Here is a 17865-nt window from a genome sequence, read left to right as displayed (position 1 = left end):
GCACCGAACCGGTCACGATGACGGTCCCGGCGGTCGTCGCGAGGCCCCCGGCGAGCGCTTCGCTGGCTGAGCCCGCGCCGAGGAAGACCGCTGAGCCCGGGGCGACCAGGGTCAGCGCCCGCGCGGCGAGCGCACCGGACACCCCGGAGTCCTGGCCCGGGTCGAGGTCGGTGCGCACCGCACCGCCGTGCGCGCGTCGGAGGCGTCCGTCGAGTTCGAGGACGCGGAGGTCGCGTCGGATCGTCTCCTCGGTCACGCCGAGGTCCACTGCGAGCAGGCCGACTTCGACCCGCCCGTCCTGGTCGAGTCGGGTGAGGATCTCCCGACGCCGGTCGTCCACCGGGCTGGACGTGGCCGTCCCGCGGCCGCCGATGGACGCGCTCATCGTTCCACCCCGGCACGGTCGTCGCGTTCCGACTCCGGACCGTCGGGGCTCGGCTCGTCGGCTCGTCGTCGCCACCAGGGGTCGAGGGCCTCGACGAGCTCGTCGAACGCGGTTCCGACCCCGGCCCAGTACGCGGCTGAGGCGTCCGTCGGCAGGACGGCGGGTGCGTGTCGGACGAGGTCGTGCTGGGCCTGTTCCACCGACGGCAGGAGTCCGGTGGCGACCCCGGCGACGATCGCGGCGCCGAGGGCTCCGGCCTCCTCGGAGTCGACGACCGTCACGGGCGCCCGGAGGGCGTTGGCCACGAGTTGCACGTACAGCGGCGACCGCGCGAGGCCGCCGCCGAGGACGATCGGCTCGTCCCACCGGAACCGTTCGCCGAGCGCCCGGGTGTGCCAACGGTGCATGAGCACGATGCCCTCGAGGGCTCCGCGCAGGACGTGTGCCCGGGTGTGCCAGTCTCGGACGCCGACGAGGGTGGCCGACGCCTCGGCGCCGAGTGGGGAGTCCGATTGGAAGGGCAGGACGAGCGGCACCTGCTCCTCCGGAAGGAGTGCTGCGGCCTCGGCGATCAGCGCGTCGCGGCCGGTGGCGTCGGTCACGCCCAGGAGCCGGAGCGTCCAGTCGAAGGAGGGCGATGCCGTCGCCGAGGTGGACATCGCGATCCGCAGGTCCGGGGTGATCGAGAGGCGGGACTGCCACCGCGGGTCCACGTCGGGCTGAGTCGTCGTCACGCCGTTGGTGCTGAACGAGCCGGCCACGAGGGCGAGCCGCCCGGGGACGAGCGCTCCCATGCCGATCGACGAGGCCTGCACGTCGTGGAGTCCCGACACGACCGGCGTCCCGGCGACGAGGCCCGTCACCGCGGCGGCCGCCGGCAGCACCGACCCGACGATCGTGCCGCTCGGGTTGATCGGCGGCAGCAGGCGGAGCAGTTCGACGGGCAGGCCGTAGGCGTCGAGGACCTCGGCGCTCCAGGTGGCGGTCCCGACGTCGAGGAAGGAGGCGCAGGCGTCGGAGTAGTCGGTGGAGATCTCGCCGGTGAGCCGCAGACGGACCACGTCCTTGCAGAAGAGCATCGCGTCGGCCTGCTGGACACGCTCCGGGTCGTGCCGGAGCAGCCAGCGGAGGAGGTTGCCGGCGGCGCCCGGCGTCGGCAGCTGTCCGGAGCGTTCGAGCACCACCCGCAGCCGGTCGGGATCAGCCGCGAGTTCGGCGGCCTCGACGTGCGCCCGGGAGTCCATCGCCGTGATGGCCGGGCCGACCGGCGCTCCGTCGGCGGTCACGAGGTGCAGGCCGTCGCCGTGGCCGGTGATCCCGACGGCGGCGACCAGGTTCGGGTCGACACCCGACGTCGCCATCACCTCCGACACCGCGTCGGCGACCGCGGCCCACAGGTCGTCCTGCGACCGCTCGGCGTGCCGGGCGACCGGGCGGTCGACGGGGCTCGCGCGCCGAGCGACGGCGACCGGGTGCAACCGCTGGTCGTGCAGGACGGCCTTGACGGCGGTCTGCCCGACGTCGATCCCGAGCAGGAACCGCGACCCCGACTCGTGGGGTGCGCTGTGCGGCCCGTGCTCAGCCATCGGCGGTCTTCCGTTCGTCGTCATCGTCGTCATCGGGTGCGCCCGATCATGTTGATCTTTGCACCGATCCCACCGAATCGGAAGGGATATCGGACAGATTCGGATACGCTGGCCAGACCGGACGGAGCAGTCATGTACCCAGCAGAGCGTCACGCCGCGATCCTCGCGGGTGCCCGCGACGGCGACGGCGCCCTGTCGGTCGCCGAGCTGAGCAGCCGACTCGGCGTCACGCCCGAAACCATCCGTCGCGACCTCGCGGTACTCGAGCGACAGGGGCTCATCCGCCGCCACCATGGTGGCGCGGTCCTCGCCCGGCGACCCGCGTTCGAGCCCAGCCTCCAACGACGCCGCGAAGGCGAGCGCATCGAGCGCGCCGCCGTCGCGCGGCTCGTCGTCGAGCAGCTCCCTGAGGAGGGAGTCGTCCTACTCGACTCCGGTGCGATGACTCTCGAGGTCGCCGCCCTCCTCCCCCACGCCAGCCGACTCCTCGTGGTGACGAACAGCCTGCCGATCGTCGCCCTGCTCGGTGGCCGGCCGCGACTCACCGTGCTCGCCCTGCCCGGGCGGGTCCGCGCCGTCACGCAGGCGACCGTCGGCGCGTGGACCGTCGAACGGCTGTCGGGGCTCCACGCCGACGTCGCCGTCCTGGGCGCCAACGGGGTGGGGCTCACCTCGGGCGCCACGACGACCCTGCCCGAGGAGGCCGAGGTGAAGCGGGCGATGCTCGACGTCTCCAGACGACGCATCCTCGCCGTCACCGCCGCCAAGTTCGGCACCACCTCGTTCCACCGAGCGGCGGGACTCGACGAGTTCGACCAGATCGTGACCGACGACGGGCTCGACCCGGACACCGTCGACGCACTCGCCGCAAGCGGACCCGAGCTGCTGCTGGCCACCACCTGACCATCCCCACCGGCACCGGGTCGATCGTCCCGCGTGCACCCCGAGAGGAACCACCATGACGCTCGTCTCCACCGCCGCGCTCCTCGACGCACAGCGCGCCGTCCTCGCCTTCAACGTCATCCAGCTCGAACACGGCGAGGCCATCCTCCGCGGCGCCGAGCTCGCGGGCCGGGGTGTGATCCTGCAGGTGTCCGAGAACGCGGCGAGGTACCACGGCGGCCTCGCGCCGATCGGGCTCGCGAATCTGGAGCTCGCCCGCGAGGCCGGCACCGCGACCGCCGTGCACCTCGACCACGCCGAGGACGAGACGCTCGTCGACGAGGCGGTCCGACTCGGTTTCACCTCGGTCATGTTCGACGCGGCCACCCTCCCCGACGAGGAGAACCGCGAGCGCACCGCAGTGGTCGCCCGCGCGGCTCAGGCGCAGGGCGTGTGGGTCGAGGCGGAACTCGGGGCGATCGGCGGCAAGGGTGGCGCACACACACCCGGCGTCCGGACCGACCCCGGTGAGGCTGCGGCGTTCGTCGCGGGCACCGGAGTCGACGGCCTCGCGGTCGCGGTCGGCAGCTCGCACGCGATGACGTCGCGGAGCGCGACCCTGGACTTCGGCCTCATCCGCGAACTCGCGTCGGCCGTCCCCGTCCCGCTCGTCCTGCACGGTTCGAGCGGCGTGAGCGACGAGGACCTCGTGCGGGCGGTGGACGCGGGCATGCGCAAGATCAACATCTCGACCCACATCAACGGCGTCTTCACCCGAGCCGTCCGTGAGCACCTCGACGCGACCCCCTCGCTCGTCGATCCGCGGAAGTACCTGGGGCCCGCGCGCGACGCCGTCGCCGCCGAGGTCGCGCGCCTCCTCACCCTCGTCGCCTAGGACTCGTCACCGACCCGACCGTCAGTCGATCGAGTCGTTCACAACCAGTGGACGATGTCCGGGTCCAGGCAGATCCCGCCGAGGCCCTCGGTGGTGGTGACGCCGTCCGCGAACCGGATCACCACGGCCGGTCCCTCCATCCGCACGTACTCGGCCCGGAGCCCGATTCGGAACGGGACGTCGGTCGACGCGGTGACCGCATGGCTCGCGCGTTCGGGGACCGTGATGACCAGGCGGTGGGCTCGTCCCGCCGCATCGACGACCTCGGCCTCGATCCGTCCCGGAGCATCGTCGGACAGCCGTCGCACCGCGGTCGCTGCGACGATCACCTGGGTCATGTCGCGATTCTCGCACCCCGTGGAGGGTGGCGTCGAGGCGGAGCTGCCGGACACAGCGCGACGGCGCCGGAGCTCGATGCTCCGACGCCGTCGCGGTCTGGTGATGCGGAGTGGCTGGCAGGCCTAGCCGCACTTGGACTGGTAGACGGCATCCTTCGCGTCGCCGTCGACGTTGTCCTTGGTGATGATGGTGAAGCCGGTCTGGATCTTGGCCTCGACCTTGTCGCCGTTCAGCGCAGCGATCGCCTGGGCGACACCGTCGGAACCGATGGTGGCCGGCTCCTGAGCGACGAGCGCCTGGACGGTGCCCTCCTTCAGCTGCTTGACCTGGGCGGGACCCGCGTCGAACCCGACGATGGTGACCGAGTCCTCCTTGCCGGCCTGCTTGACACCGGTCGCGGAACCTTCGGCCGCGAACAGGTTCGCTGCGAAGATGCCCACGATGTCGGGGTCCTTCTGGAGCGCCGCGGTCACGATCTCGGCAGCCGTGGACGGCTCGTTGTGGCTGTACTGCACGCCGAGGTCGGTGAACTTGTCATCACCCTTGACCGCTTCCTGGAAGCCCTCGGCACGGGCGTCCGTGGTCGAGATGCCGGGGTCGACCGAGACCACGAGGACCTTGCCGCCCTCAGGGTGCGCTTCCTTGATCGCGTCGAACGCCGCAGCGCCGCCGCCCTTGTTGTCGCTCGAGATCTGCGAGACCGCGAACGACGGGTCGTCGACGGTGGTGTCGACGAGGACGACCTTGATGCCCGCGTCGGCCGCAGCCTTCAGCGGGGCCTCCATGGCCTTCACGTCGGTCGGGGCGACCAGGATCGCGTCCGGCTTCGAGGCGACGACCGAGTCGACGAGCGGCTTCTGCAGCGTCGGGTCGAACTTCTCCGGACCCTGGGTCGTGACCGTCGCGCCGGCATCCTTCGCCGCCGATTCGATACCGCACTGCATCGAGATGTAGAACTCGTCGCCTGCGACGCCCTGGATGAACGCGATCTTGTAGCCGTCGGATCCTGCGCCTGCGCTGCTGCCGCCCGAGCTCGCGCCACCGGAACACCCGGTGAGCATGAGGCCTGCCGACGCGCCGAGCGCGAGGACTCCGAGAACTGACTTCTTCCACTTCATTGTGATTTCCCGTTTCTCTTGAACTGCTGGACTACTGGGATGGTGCGGGGGGTGTTGATCTGTGTAGGGGTTATTTCTTCTTCCTGCTGACGAGGGCTCGCCAGAAGCTGGTGGATCCACCGCGGGCTGCGGAGGAACGGCGGACCTGGTCGACGTAGACGGCCAGGATGAGGACGGCGCCGACCGCGACCTGCTGCCAGAAGGGCTGCACGCCGGTGATGACGAAGCCGTTCTGGAGGACGGCGGGGATGAACAGACCGACGACGGTGCCGAAGATCGTCCCGTAGCCACCGAAGAGCGAGGTGCCACCGATGACGACCGCGGCGATGACGTTCAGGTTCGTCTGCGACTGACCGGCGATCGCGGTGGTGCCGAACTGCGACAGCGACAGGATGCCTGCGAGACCCGCGAGGCCACCCGAGATCGCGTAGATGCGGATGAGGTGACGGTCGACCTTCACGCCGACGCGTCGTGCCGCCTCCTCGCTCGAGCCCACCGCGTAGGTGTACAGGCCGAACTTCGTCTTGTGGAGGACGAGCGCACCGATGATGACGACGACGAGGGCGATGACCGAGATGATCGGGACTGCGCCGAAGATGTTGCCGTACCCGATCGAGTCGGTGAGGACCGACGGCACCTCGCGGATGTCGACGCCGCCGGTGAGGATCTGGGCGAGGCCGAGCGCCATGCCGAGGCTACCGAGGGTGACGATCAGCGGCGGCACCTTCGCTTTGGAGATGAGGATGCCGTTGAACGTACCCCAGAGGATGCCGACGCCGATCGACACGAGGATGCCGACGATCGCGGTCCCCCAGTCGTCGCCGCCCATGGCCCGCATCGTCGTCGCGGACACGACGCCCGAGAAGACGAGGACGGAGCCGATCGAGAGGTCGATGCCGGAGGTGATGATGACGTAGGTCATGCCGACGCCGAGCACCGCGAGGATGGAGGCGTTCTGCACGACGAGCCGCAGGTTGGACAGCTGCGCGAAGGTGTCGGGTGCGATCGCGGAGAAGATCGCGATGACGACGAGGAGGACGATGAAGATCTGGAAGGCCTGAGCCTTGAAGAGCTTCTTGATCGGGGTCTCCCGGTCCTTGGCCGTCTCGATGGCGGTCGTCTCCGGCCCCATCTCGGCCTGCTTCACCGCGCTCATGCGACGTTCCTCGTGCTGGCACCGGTCATGAGACCGACGAGTTCTTCCATGTTCGTGTCCTTCGTGTCGACCGTCGCCGCGCGGTGGCCGAGCCGCAGCACCTGCACGCGGTCGGACACCTCCATGACGTGCGGCATCGAGTGGCTGATGAAGACGACCGCGATGCCCTTGTCGCGCACGCGGCGGATCGTCTCGAGCACGTTCTTCGTCTGACGGACGCCGAGGGCGGCCGTCGGTTCGTCGAGGAAGACGACCTTGTTGGCCCAGTGCACCGCACGGGCGATGGCGATCGCCTGGCGCTGCCCACCGGACATCGCGCCCACCGGGTCGGTGAGCGAACGGACGGTCGCGCCGAGTTCGTCGAAGGCGTGACGCGACTGCTTGCTCATCTCCTTGACGTTCATGAGGCCGAGCAGGCCGCCGAGGCCCGGCCGCATGATCTCGCGGCCGAGGTAGACGTTCTGCACGGGGTCGAGGTGGGGCGCGAGTGCGAGGTCCTGGTAGACCGTCTCGATGCCGAGCGCACTCGACTGCATGGGCGAGGTGAGGGTGATCGGTTCGCCTTCGAACCTGATCACGCCGCTGTCGACCGCGAGGTTGCCGGAGAGTGCCTTGACCAGGGTGGACTTGCCCGCGCCGTTGTCGCCGATGAGGGCGGTGACCTCGCCGGGGTAGACCTCGAAGTCCGCCTCGTCGAGGGCGCGGACGTGCCCGAACTGCCGGGTGAGGCCTCTGGCCTCCAAGACGGGAGTCGTCATGTCGTTCTCGTTCCTTTCCAGCCGGCCCCGGTGGACGGGTCCGGCGTGTGTTGGCTGTCGTACCGCCGTTCGGGGCGGTGGTGTGTGGTGCGCTGCTGCGTGATCTCGGGTCCTGCGTCGAGGGGTGGCGTCATCGGATGTCTCCCGACGCGAGGGTCGCCGGCCAGCCCGCACCGGGTCCGGCGACGAGCACCGTGCCCGAGCCGCTGACGGTCCAGGGCCCGAACCCGGCCGGGACGGCGAAGACCTCTCCGGCTGCGAAATCGACGGCCTCGGTGCCGGCCTCGGGGACCAGTGCGCCTGCGCCGGTGAGCGCGAGCGCGACCGAGAAGCCTGCGTCAACGGGCGCGCTGCCGTCGGTGCCGGGTGCCACGGCGAAGAGCTGGAAGTAGGGGTCGGCGGCCGCAGGCAACAACGAGACCGGCGCATCCGTCCGGGCGTCGAGGTCGTGCAGCACGACGAGGTGTTCGATCTCGGACTGCGGGAGCGCCTTCGTCGACACCGCGCCCATCACGGTCTCGAACCCAAGGCCGAGGTGGGACTCGTCGCGCGTCGAGGTCGTGACCGACCACTCCAGGAGGATGGAGAGGTCGGTCGGTTCCTGCACCTCCGCGAGGAAGATGCCGCCGTCGATCGCGTGGGCCGTGCCGGCCGGCACGAGGATGCCCATGCCGCGCTCGACGACGATCCGGTTCATGTGCGACAGCATCCACTCGCTGTCCTGGGCGTCGCGACGGCGGTCGAGTTCGTCGGGATCGACGTCCTCGCTCCATCCGAGGTGGACCGCCGAACCGGGCTCGGCGTCGAGGATGAACCAGGCCTCCGTCTTGCCGTAGGCGCAGTCGAGGTGGGAGGCGGCGAACGCCCGGTCCGGGTGGACGTGGACGGGGAGTCGCTGACGGGCGTCGAGCAGCTTGACGAGGATGCCGGTGTCGGCGGCGTCGGTGCCGTGGTCTTGTCCAGCCCCGGTCCACTGCTCGGGGTCGGCCGCGACGAGGTCTCGGAGGAGGACGCCATCGACGGTGCGGGCGAGGCCGATGGCGCCGCCGGGCTCCTGGTCGGCGCGGCTCACGGTCGCTCCGAGCCACTCCTCCGGCTGGAACTCGCTCTGCTGCTCGATACCGCGCAGGCCGGCGATGCGGTCGCCGCCGCGGTAGAAGTGCTCGATGAGGTTCGGCGCGAGTCGCGTCGGCTGGGCGAGCCTCGTGGGCTGGGTCGTGCTCATGCTGCTGGTCCTCCGACCATGCTCGTGGTGGACGCGGTGCGTGCGTCCACGGTCTGACGCGGTACCGGGCCTGGGATCTCTCCGGAACCACGCGACACCAGGGAGGTCGGGACGACCCACTCGCGCGGTTCGTCGGCCGGTGATTCGCGCAGTTCGAGGAGTCGCTCGATCGCAGCGGTGCCGATGACGAACGGATCCTGGTTGATGCAGCTGACGGCCGGCCGCAGGACGTCGGCGAGGGTGAAGTCGCCGAACGCGATGTGCGCCGTCTCCTCGCGCCCGATGCGGTGCAGGGAGCTCGTCAGACCGATCGCCGCCTTCGCGTTCGACGCGAAGAACGCGGTGGGCGGGTCCTCGAGCCCGAGCAGGCGCTCCGTCTCGGCGGCGTAGTCGAGCGAGCCGTCGATGGTCCAGGAGACGAGCGACGGATCGAGGTCGATGCCGGCCTCGGCGAGGACGCCGGTGTAGCCCTGGTAGCGCCGACGGATGGTGAGGAAGCGTTCGTCCCGGTCGTAGAAGGCGATGCGGGTGTGACCGAGCTCGACGAACTGGCGGATCGCCAGCTGGGTGGCGGCGTAGTCGTCGACCACGACGCTGTCGAAGGCGGCGAGCGGACGGTCGACGGCCACGACGGGCGTCACGTTCCGGAACGCCTCGAGGTAGGGCAGCTCCGCGGCGACCGGGGCGATGATGACGCCGGCGACCTGGTGGCCGGCGATGAACCCGGTGAGCTGGTCGCGCTCGCGCCCCTCGTCGAGCCCGGTGCTCGCGACGAGGACGCTCAGGCCCTCCTTGAGCGCGCGGGCCTCGATGGCGCTCACGAGCGAGGCGAAGAACGGGTCGGCGAGCGAGTCGATGAGGACGCCGATCGCGCCGCCGGTGCCGGACTTCAGCGAGCGGGCGGCCGTGTTGGGCACGTACCCGAGGCGATCGATCGCCTCGAGCACGCGGCTTCGGGTCTCGGGGTGCACGGACGGTTCGCCGTTCACCACCCGCGAGACGGTCTTGATGCTGACGCCGGACTGCGCAGCCACATCCTTGATCCCGGGCGGCCGCATCAGCGGGTCCCCCTGACGGGAAGCGGAACGGGCCGGACGTCGCAGCCGGCCTGGAGCGACGGGACGTGCACACGTGTCCGGATCGGACTGGTCGCGGTGATCGCGGGGTTGCAGGTGCCCATGGGCTCCACCTCCTGACAGCGTTGTCATCGGTCGGGGTGGTGCAGCTGCAGAACCCCGTCGTTCCTTCGTGCGCCTATACTGACCGCAGACCGACAACGTTGTCAAGCAACGTTGTCTGAAAGAGATCAAATTCATTTGGAACTTGCATCGAAGAGGCGTTCAGCCCCCTCGGATGCGGGTCGCCATCCCGGAGTCATCGAGGAGTCAGCGTGATCGTCGTCGTCGCAGGAGCAGCCGGAAGCGGCAAGACCACCCTCGGACGCGAGCTCGCCCGGGCCCTCCGGCTCCCGCTCCTCGACCTCGACACCATCACCAATCCGTTGCTCGACGGTCTCGGTGCGGTGACCGATCCCGACGGTGCCGAGCCGCTCCACTGGAACGACGCGAAGCTGCGCCCGACCATGCGTCCGGCACGGTACGCGGCCCTCCGAGCGGTCCTCGCCGACCAGCGCGACAGCGGTGTCGGCGCGGTGCTCGTCGCGCCCTTCACCGCGGAGCTCCGCGGCGGCGCCGAATGGGACGCGCTCGTCGAGGCGGCAGGGGTCGCCCCGAAGGTCGTCTGGCTGCACGCCGATGCCACCACGCTCGCAGCCCGCCGGGCCGAACGTGGTGCCGAGCGGGACACGCACATCGTGGACCCGTCCTCCGACACCCCACCCGCCATCGAGCACCTGTCGATCGAAGCGGCGTTGTCCACCTCGCAGCAGCTCGCCGCCGTCCAACGCGCGCTCGGCCTCGGACGGACTATCGAGGCCTCAGCACCGATCTTCGACCAGGTCTTCGCCGCCGGACTCTTCGACCTCGACGGGACCCTCATCGACTCGACGCCGGCCGTGAACCGGTCATGGGCGCAGCTCGCCCGCGAATACGGTCTCGAGGGCGACCTGCTCGCCGCGGGACACGGCCAGCCCGCCGCCCAGGTGCTCGCCGCGATCTTCCCGCCCGAGCAGGTCGCCGAAGCACTCGCACGGATCATCGAGATCGAGGCCGACGAGGTCGCCGACGTCATCGCGCTCCCGGGGGCGGCGGAGGCACTGGCGGCGCTCGGCGACGACGCGAAGGCGATCGTCACGAGCGGCACGAGGCTCATCGCCGGCAACCGGATCGCGGCCGCCGGGCTCGTGCGGCCGGAGGTCGTCGTGACCTTCGACGACGTCACGAAGGGCAAGCCGGACCCCGAACCGTTCCTGCTCGGCCGCACCCGGCTGGGCATGGAGTCGCAGCCGTGCGTCGTGTTCGAGGACGCACCGGCCGGGCTCGCCGCAGCGCGTGCCGCCGGCTGCTGGACGGTCGGCATCGCGGGGACGCACGAGGCGCACGAACTCGATGCGGACCTCGTGATCGACGGCCTCTTCCAACTGCGGCTCGAGCCGGTCACCGAGGGCGGGTTCCGGCTCGTCCCGGTGTCGCTCGGCTGAGCAGCGCCCCGCTCCCTGAGCGCGTCGGAACAGTCTGAGGCTGTCGATGCTCTTCGGCAACCGCGGAGTCTCGTTCCCTGAGCCCGTCGAAGGGCCCACGGGCAACCTTCCCCACCGCACCTCGACAACCGCGGGCACCCGTTCCCTGAGCCTGTCGAAGGGCCCACGAGCAAGCATCAACTGTCGGATAAATGCCCAGATCAGAGGCCCATTCTGCGCGCGTTCGAATGTCAGTGGTCCGTGTTTGGATGGACCCATGACCAGCACCGCACCGAACCCCCTCGCCGCCGCCGCGGCCGGGTTCGATGCCGTGTGGAACGGTGCGCTCGACGCGATCCGTGCCGGCTCGAATGTCGCGGAGCAGCTCGAGAACATGAACGGCGAGGCCCTGTTCCGGGTCCTCGACGAACTCGGTGCCGTGCAGCATGCCGTCGAGGTGCTCGCCGCCCGGGTCACCGGGGCGATCGCGCTCCGCCCGTCGCCCACCGGCCGCGATGGGTCGCTCGTCCGCGCCGCCGGTTACGCCAACCCGGGCGTGATGGTGTCGGAGCGGTGGCGGGTCTCCCGCGCCCGCGGTTCGGCCATCGCCGAGGTCGGCGCCGCGATCACGCAACCACGCGGGCTCCTCGGCGAGCTGGAGGAGTGCCCCTTCCCGGACATCGCCGCCGCCCTCGAGGCGACACCAGCCGCCGACGATTCCTCCGTCTCTGCCGAAACGGACGGTGCCGGGCCCGCTCAGGCCGAGGCTGCTGGCACGGTGCCCGCCCCGCTCAGCGTCGACGGGGCGGCGGTCATCGTCCGCGAACTGCGTAACGCGGGCCGCATCTGCGCCACCGTCGAACTCCAGGCGGCGTCGGTCATCGCGGTCGAGCACGCCGCGAACGCGCCCTTGCAGGATGTCGTCCGGATCGCGAAGCTCATCCGCACCCGCCTCGACCAGGACGGCCGGGAACCCCGCGACGAACTCCTCCGACGAGCCGAACGCGCGACCCTCCGAGAACTCCCCTCCGGCATGACGCTCCTCCGCGCCGAACTGGCCCCCGAAAGCGCCGCGTTCGTCCGCGCCGGCCTCGACGCCCTCATCGGCGCCGGACTGCGCCGACCGTCCTTCGTGGATGCCGACACCGCCGGCGATCAGCCCGACGGCTCCGGCACACCCATGCCAGACGGCCCATCGCTGATCCCCACCGACCGACGCCGCGCGATCGCGCTCACCGAGATCTTCCGCCACACCGCCGGCTGCAGTGGCGCCGCCACCGAGCTCGCACCCGTGTCCGTCGTCATCCGCGTCGACCACGACACCCTTGAAACCGGCCTCGGCGCAGCCACCATCGACGGCATCGAGGAACCCATCGGCGCAGGAGCCCTCCGCAGGCTCGCCGCGGACGCGAACCTCATCCCCATGGTCCTCGGCGGACCCTCCCAGGTCCTCGACCTCGGCGCCGGCGCCCGCCTGTTCACCCGCGGACAGAAAGTCGCCCTCGCCGAACGCGACGGCGGCTGCGCCTGGACCGGCTGCACCCACCCACCATCCTTCACCGAAACCCACCACATCACCTGGTGGTCCCACGGCGGCCCCACCAACCTCGACAACGGCATCCTCCTCTGCCCCTTCCACCACCACCGCATCCACGACGACCACTGGACCATCACCATCCAAAACGGCATCCCCTGGTTCATCCCACCCAGCCACATCGACCGCCACCAAACCCCCATCCGAGGCGGACGCATCCACCTCGCCGCCTCAACCAAGGCACCCGCCTGCCCTTCGACAAGCTCAGGGACCGACACGCGAACCACCCTTCGACAAGCCCGGTGAACGACACGCGAACCACCCTCCGACAAGCTCAGCGAACGACGACGCCGTCCTCGACAACCCGGCCACCCCGGTCCCTGAGCCTGTCGAAGGGCACACGACGCGCGCCCCGTCCTCCGCAGACTCACCCCGCGGCGACGACCTCTTCCACCGCCACCCGCGCACCGACGTCCGCCAGCCGCGCGCGCGCCGCGATGAACGCCTCGCGCAGTCGCGCGTCCGATCCGAGGTCGCCGAACACGACCTCCAGGTCCAGGAACGCCCCAGGGCGCTCCGCCTCCTGCGCGACGGCCGCCTGCAACTCGGCCAACCGCCGATCGACCGGGGCAAGCTCCCGCCCGTCGTCACCGACACCCTCGATGAACCGACTCCACGCTGCGAGGACGAGCGCCGAACGCGCGATCCCGCCGCCGGTCCGCAACTGCTCACGGACCACCGGGAGCAGGAACTTCGGGATGCGCTCCGACCCGTCGACGATCTGCCGCGCCAACGTGTCCTTGACCGCCTCACTGCCGAACCGGCGCATCAGCTCCGCACAGTACGCGTCGATGTCGATGCCCGGGACCGGCGCGAGCGTCGGCCGCGCCTCCTCGTGCATGTACCCGAGGAGGAACCGCGAGAACAGCTCGTCGCGGCAGACGTCGTGCACGTACGTCTCCCCCGCCAGCAACCCGAGGTAGCTCATCGCCTGGTGGGAGGCGTTCAACAACCGGAGCTTCATCAGCTCATACGGCTCGACGTCCTCCACGAGCTGCACGCCCACCTGCTCGTATGGCGGACGACCGTCGGAGAAGTCGTCCTCGAGCACCCACTGCTCGAACGATTCCGAGAGCACCGGCCAGCGGTCGTCGATCCCGAACCGCTCGGACACGAACGCACGCTGCTCGTCCGTCGTCGCCGGCGTGATGCGGTCCACCATCGAGTTCGGGAACCGCACCTCGACACCGATCCAGGCGGCGAGCGCCGGGTCGATGCGCTCGGCGAAGGCGAGGACCGCCGTCCGGGCGACGTGCCCGTTGCCCTGGATATTGTCGCAGGACATGACCGTGAACGGGACCGCACCGGCGTCGCGTCGGGCACGGAGGGCCGCCGTGATGAACCCGAGCGGGCTCTGCGGCAGCGCCCCCGCCGGCAGCCCGTCGAGATCCGCGAGCGTCGCACCGTCGCTCGGCTCGAAAGCCCCGGTCGCATCGTTCACCCCGTAGCCGCCCTCGGTGATCGTGAGCGACACGATCCGCGTCGACGGATCGCTCACGCGGGCGAGGACCGCTTCCGGGTCGTCGGGAGCGAACAGGTACTCGACGATCGACCCGACGACGCGTGCCTCGACCTCGCCGTCCGGACTCGTCGTCACGAGCGTGTAGAGCCGGTCCTGAGCGCCGAGCGCGTCCCGCATGGCGGCGTCACCGGCCAGTGTGCCGACGCCGACGAGCCCCCAGGACGCGTGTTCGTCGCCGGGGAGCCCGAGCACGCGGTCGACGAACATCGCCCCGTGCGCACGATGGAAGGCGCCGACCCCGAAGTGGACGATGCCGGGTCGGATGGCCGAGCGGTCATAGGCGGGGACGGCCACCCGCTCGTCGAGAGCGGTGAGGGTGGCGTCGGAGAGCTGGGTCATGTGGTGCCTTCTCGTCGGTGAGCGGGTTCCGGGTGGTGCAGGTCGAGCGTGCTGGGGCTGCAGGGTGGGTCAGACGCCGTGGGTGGATTCGGTCTCCACCGGCGTCGATGCGTCGAGCGTGACGATCCGGGTGGCACGTTGCTTGGTCGCGTCGACCAGGCGGGCGTTCGGCTCGTCGACGCCGAGCACCCAGGCTTCAGCCTCGTCGCGCGGGTGTCCGTGACCGAGGCGTCGGGCGATGAGTCGGTCGCGGCGGACCTCGTCGTCCACGTCGACGTACCAGGACTCGTCGAGATGCGCGGCGACACCCTGCCAGCCGTGGTCGTCGAACAGGAGGTAGTTGCCCTCCGTGATCACGAGCGGCACCTCGGGTCGGACGAGGACGGCACTGCCGATCGACGCCTCGAGCGAGCGGTCGAACCGGGGTGCGTAGATGGGTGTGCCCGGTGAATCGGCGGTGCGTCCGGCACGGGCGAGGCGGGACAGCAGTGCGACGTAACCGTCGACGTCGAAGGTGTCGGGCGCGCCCTTGCGGTCGCGTCGCCCGAGGCGGACGAGCTCGGCGTTGTCGAGGTGGAAGCCGTCCATCCCGACGATCACGGCCTGGTCGCCGAGCGCCGCAGCGATCGCGTCGCTCACGGTGGACTTGCCCGCACCGGGTGCCCCGACGATCCCGAGGATCCGGCGGGACCCGGTGGCGGCGAGCGAGCGGGCGTGATCGATGAGGCCGTCGAGGTCGACGAAGCCATCGAGGCCGGTCCCGGCGGTGGTCGTCGTGCCGCTCATCGTGATGCCTGACCTCTCCTGGGAGCCGACCGGTCGCGGTCGCGCCGTCGCCCGACTCACGGTAAGTCCAGGGGATGCGTGTGTCAACACCAGATGTCACCGGTGTCATCATCTGCGACAGAAATCCATGTCACGGGTGACATGGCCGTCATTCCGTGGTTATGATGCTCCCGACCCGGTGCACCGACGCACGGGCCTCATCACGTCGATCGGACCACCTCATGACTGACTTCAACGGCCGCACCATCCTCGTCACGGGAGCGAGCGGCGGCATCGGCGGCGCCACCGTCCGCCACCTCGTCGCAGCGGGCGCGCAGGTGATCGCCTCCGGTCGCAACGTCGAGCACCTCGACGCCATCGCCGCTGAGACGGGCGCCGAACCGCTGCCCTTCGACCTCACCTCGGAGGACAGCATCCGCGACGCGATCGAGGGACGCGACATCTGGGGCGTCGTCAACTCCGGCGGTTGGGGCGGCGAGATCGCCTCCCCTCAGGAGACCGACATCGACGTGTTCGACAAGGTCATCAGCATCAACGCACGCGGGTCACTGCTCGTCACCAAGTACGCGTCCCGCGAGATGATCCGCCAGGAACGCGGCGGCGCGATCGTGAACGTCTCCAGCCAGGCGAGCCTCGTCGCGCTTTCCGGCCACATCTCCTACGGCTCGTCGAAGGCCGCGCTCGACAACATCACGCGGGTCTCCGCCCTGGAACTCGGGAAGTACGGCATCCGGGTGAACGCCGTCAACCCGACGGTCGTGATGACGCCGATGTCCGCCTGGTACTGGGGTCGGCCCGACATCGAAGGCCCCTTCCTCGAGGCGATGCCGCTCGGCAAGTGGGCCACCGAGGACGACATCGCCGGCCCGATCACCTTCCTGCTGAGCGACGCCGCCGGCATGATCTCGGGCGTCTCGCTGCCGATCGACGGCGGCTACACCGCGCGCTGACCCGAACCGGCAGGACCGAACGGGGGGACCCGAGCATGGCCACGATGCGCCAGATCGCCGCAGCCGCCGGCGTGAGCGCGAAGACGGTCTCGCGGGTCTTCAACGACGACCCGCACGTCCTCCCGGCGACCCGAGAACGGGTCGAGTCGATCATGCGGGAGCTCGACTACGTGCCGAACTCCCTGGCGACGGCGTTCCGCTCGGGCCGCCCGTCGGTCATCGGGGTCGCCGTCCCCGACATCGTCGACCCGTTCTTCGCCGAGATCGCACGTGCGGTGGAGCGGACGGCGCGCGATCACGACATGTCGACGCTCGTCACGAGCCTCGGCGACGACCCGGACCGCGAGCGCGCGGTCCTCGAGCCGATGCTCCGGCGTCAGCTGGCCGGAGTGGTGCTCGCGCCGATCAGCGACGACCAGAGCTCACTGGCAGCGTGGGCGTCGCGGACGCCGTTCGTGTTCGTCGACCGCGCGCCAGGCGGGCTCGCTGCCGACGCGTTCACGCAGGACGACTTCGGTGGAGCGTTCGCGGCGACGACCCACCTCGTCGAGCACGGCCACCGCCGGATCGCCTTCGTCGGCGACCAGCTGGCCCTGCCGACGACCGCCGAGCGGCTGCGCGGGTATCGGGCCGCACTCACCGAAGCCGGGCTGCCCGCCGACGAGGAGCTCGTCGCCCTCGGCGCGGCGACCCGCGAAGGGGCGGCGCGCGCGCTGGCGGCCATCGACTCGCGGGCGACGGCCCTGTTCTCGTCGAACGCCGTCTGCACGATGGCGTTGCTGCCCGCACTCGCCGAGCAACCGCTCCCACTCGTCGCGTTCGGCGACTTCCCCCTGGCCGAGCTCCTGCGACCGTCGGTGTCCGTGATCACGCAGGACCCGGAGGCCCTCGGCCGACTCGCTGCGGAACGGATCATCGATCGCCTCGACCGCCCCGACGCGCGGTACCGCCGGAGCACGGTCCTCCCGGTGCACCTCGTCGAGCGCGACTCATGCCGCGCCGCGTCCGCGACGCGCTGAGCCCTCCCCGCTGGACGATCCGGGTCCCCCAGCCCGCCCACGTGCCCGCGAGCGCTTCCCACCCCTCGACGGGCTCGGGAGCGGCAGACTATCGCCCACGCAGTGCCGCCGCCTCGCTGAGCCATCGGCTGTAGAGGTCCCAGGGGTCGACGTCGCGGGCGACCGAGGCGATGTGGGCGAGCAGTCGGGGCGACCTGGTGAACCATTCGGAGCGTTCGAGGCGCTCGCGGGCGAACTGTTCGTGACGCGCACGCTCGACGTGCCGGTCGCCGCGTTCGAGGGCGAGTAGTTCGTCGTGCCAGATCGCGGCGAACCGCTGGCGTGGGTTCGTCGTGGTGCCGATCTTCACGCGGTCGCCGTGGCGCAGGTAGTAGACGACGTCGATCCGCGGCCGGGCGAGGTCGTCGTCGGGCACGTCCCCGTGCCGCCACTCGCACGCGGCGCACAACCAGGCGGACGGGTAGCGGCGGCCGAGCCGCGAGCCGCACATGATGCACGGCGAGGGCAGGGCGTCGACCACGCCCCATCGGCGCTCCGCCCAGTCGGCGGCGAGGGCCAGGTGATCCTCGCAGAGCGCGACGGGCGCGTCGACCGATGCCGCGGCGTCACACCCGGGTTGTACGCATCCTCTGTGGGGCATCTCCCGAGTGTCCCCCACCCCGCCGACACCGGCTTCCGCTCACGGACGGAACGCGGGGCCCACGCGCTCCCGGCTGGGAGACGGTCGGGTGGC

General features: G+C 70.7%; 17 protein-coding genes. 6 read left to right on the top strand and 11 right to left on the bottom strand.

Going from position 1 to position 17865, the window contains the following annotated elements:
• A partial coding sequence (locus RWN05_RS14535; protein WP_314140054.1) for a DeoR family transcriptional regulator occupies positions 1–385 on the bottom strand: 385 nt, incomplete at its 3' end.
• A complete protein-coding gene (locus RWN05_RS14530; protein WP_314140053.1) occupies positions 382–1971 on the bottom strand; it encodes an FGGY-family carbohydrate kinase in 1590 nt (529 codons plus the stop codon). The genes RWN05_RS14535 and RWN05_RS14530, both read right to left, overlap by 4 nt.
• Before the next feature lie 132 nt (positions 1972–2103).
• Between RWN05_RS14530 and RWN05_RS14525 the strand changes: the two genes are divergently transcribed.
• On the top strand, positions 2104–2874 hold the full coding sequence (locus RWN05_RS14525) for a DeoR/GlpR family DNA-binding transcription regulator (RefSeq protein ID WP_175118152.1): 771 nt from the start codon (positions 2104–2106) through the stop codon (positions 2872–2874).
• A gap of 55 nt (positions 2875–2929) precedes the next feature.
• On the top strand, positions 2930–3748 hold the full coding sequence (locus tag RWN05_RS14520; protein ID WP_314140051.1) for a class II fructose-bisphosphate aldolase: 819 nt from the start codon (positions 2930–2932) through the stop codon (positions 3746–3748).
• Positions 3749–3786: 38 nt separating this feature from the next.
• Here the strand turns inward: RWN05_RS14520 and RWN05_RS14515 are convergent, their stop codons facing one another.
• The 6 genes from RWN05_RS14515 to RWN05_RS14490 all read right to left on the bottom strand — a co-directional run bounded on the left by RWN05_RS14515 (position 3787) and on the right by RWN05_RS14490 (position 9378).
• Entirely contained in the window at positions 3787–4086 is a 300-nt protein-coding gene (locus RWN05_RS14515; RefSeq protein ID WP_314140049.1) for a hypothetical protein, read from the bottom strand.
• Positions 4087–4209: 123 nt separating this feature from the next.
• A complete protein-coding gene (locus RWN05_RS14510) occupies positions 4210–5205 on the bottom strand; it encodes an ABC transporter substrate-binding protein (protein WP_064294787.1) in 996 nt (331 codons plus the stop codon).
• 70 nt (positions 5206–5275) lie between these two features.
• Positions 5276–6361: an ABC transporter permease gene (locus RWN05_RS14505; RefSeq protein ID WP_064294786.1), complete on the bottom strand. Its 1086-nt coding sequence runs from the start codon at positions 6359–6361 to the stop codon at positions 5276–5278.
• Entirely contained in the window at positions 6358–7119 is a 762-nt protein-coding gene (locus RWN05_RS14500) for an ATP-binding cassette domain-containing protein (protein ID WP_064294785.1), read from the bottom strand. The genes RWN05_RS14505 and RWN05_RS14500 overlap by 4 nt, the downstream gene beginning before the upstream one ends.
• 130 nt (positions 7120–7249) lie before the next feature.
• Positions 7250–8344: a hypothetical protein gene (locus RWN05_RS14495; RefSeq protein WP_314140048.1), complete on the bottom strand. Its 1095-nt coding sequence runs from the start codon at positions 8342–8344 to the stop codon at positions 7250–7252.
• Positions 8341–9378: a LacI family DNA-binding transcriptional regulator gene (locus tag RWN05_RS14490; protein WP_314140046.1), complete on the bottom strand. Its 1038-nt coding sequence runs from the start codon at positions 9376–9378 to the stop codon at positions 8341–8343. Before RWN05_RS14490 ends, RWN05_RS14495 begins: the two co-directional genes overlap by 4 nt.
• Positions 9379–9734: 356 nt before the next feature.
• Between RWN05_RS14490 and RWN05_RS14485 the strand changes: the two genes are divergently transcribed.
• Entirely contained in the window at positions 9735–10943 is a 1209-nt protein-coding gene (locus tag RWN05_RS14485; RefSeq protein ID WP_314140045.1) for an HAD-IA family hydrolase, read from the top strand.
• 256 nt (positions 10944–11199) lie between these two features.
• The gene (locus RWN05_RS14480) at positions 11200–12762 is read left to right on the top strand and encodes a DUF222 domain-containing protein (RefSeq protein ID WP_314140044.1); all 1563 of its coding nucleotides are present in this window, start codon (positions 11200–11202) and stop codon (positions 12760–12762) included.
• A 121-nt stretch (positions 12763–12883) separates the two neighbouring features.
• Here RWN05_RS14480 and RWN05_RS14475 read toward each other — a convergent pair whose 3' ends face one another.
• The gene (locus RWN05_RS14475) at positions 12884–14377 is read right to left on the bottom strand and encodes a mannitol dehydrogenase family protein (protein WP_079002914.1); all 1494 of its coding nucleotides are present in this window, start codon (positions 14375–14377) and stop codon (positions 12884–12886) included.
• A gap of 69 nt (positions 14378–14446) precedes the next feature.
• Positions 14447–15163 (bottom strand): nucleoside/nucleotide kinase family protein, encoded by a 717-nt coding sequence (locus RWN05_RS14470; protein ID WP_079002915.1) that lies wholly within the window; start codon positions 15161–15163, stop codon positions 14447–14449.
• Positions 15164–15384: 221 nt separating this feature from the next.
• Between RWN05_RS14470 and RWN05_RS14465 the strand changes: the two genes are divergently transcribed.
• Both RWN05_RS14465 and RWN05_RS14460 read left to right on the top strand, forming a co-directional pair.
• Positions 15385–16113, top strand: coding sequence for an SDR family oxidoreductase (locus tag RWN05_RS14465; RefSeq protein ID WP_064296395.1), 729 nt, complete (start codon positions 15385–15387; stop codon positions 16111–16113).
• Between the two features lie 35 nt (positions 16114–16148).
• Positions 16149–17132: a LacI family DNA-binding transcriptional regulator gene (locus RWN05_RS14460; protein ID WP_079002916.1), complete on the top strand. Its 984-nt coding sequence runs from the start codon at positions 16149–16151 to the stop codon at positions 17130–17132.
• 88 nt (positions 17133–17220) lie between these two features.
• On the opposite strand, the gene RWN05_RS14455 is transcribed toward RWN05_RS14460, so the two are convergent.
• Positions 17221–17772 (bottom strand): ATPase, encoded by a 552-nt coding sequence (locus RWN05_RS14455; RefSeq protein ID WP_079002917.1) that lies wholly within the window; start codon positions 17770–17772, stop codon positions 17221–17223.
• Positions 17773–17865: the final 93 nt, after the last annotated feature.

The organism is uncultured Plantibacter sp., assembly GCF_963518075.1.
Taxonomy (GTDB): Bacteria; Actinomycetota; Actinomycetes; order Actinomycetales; family Microbacteriaceae; genus Plantibacter; species Plantibacter flavus_A.
Note: the sequence above shows the minus strand (reverse complement) of the source record. Positions and strands in the feature narration are given on the sequence as shown.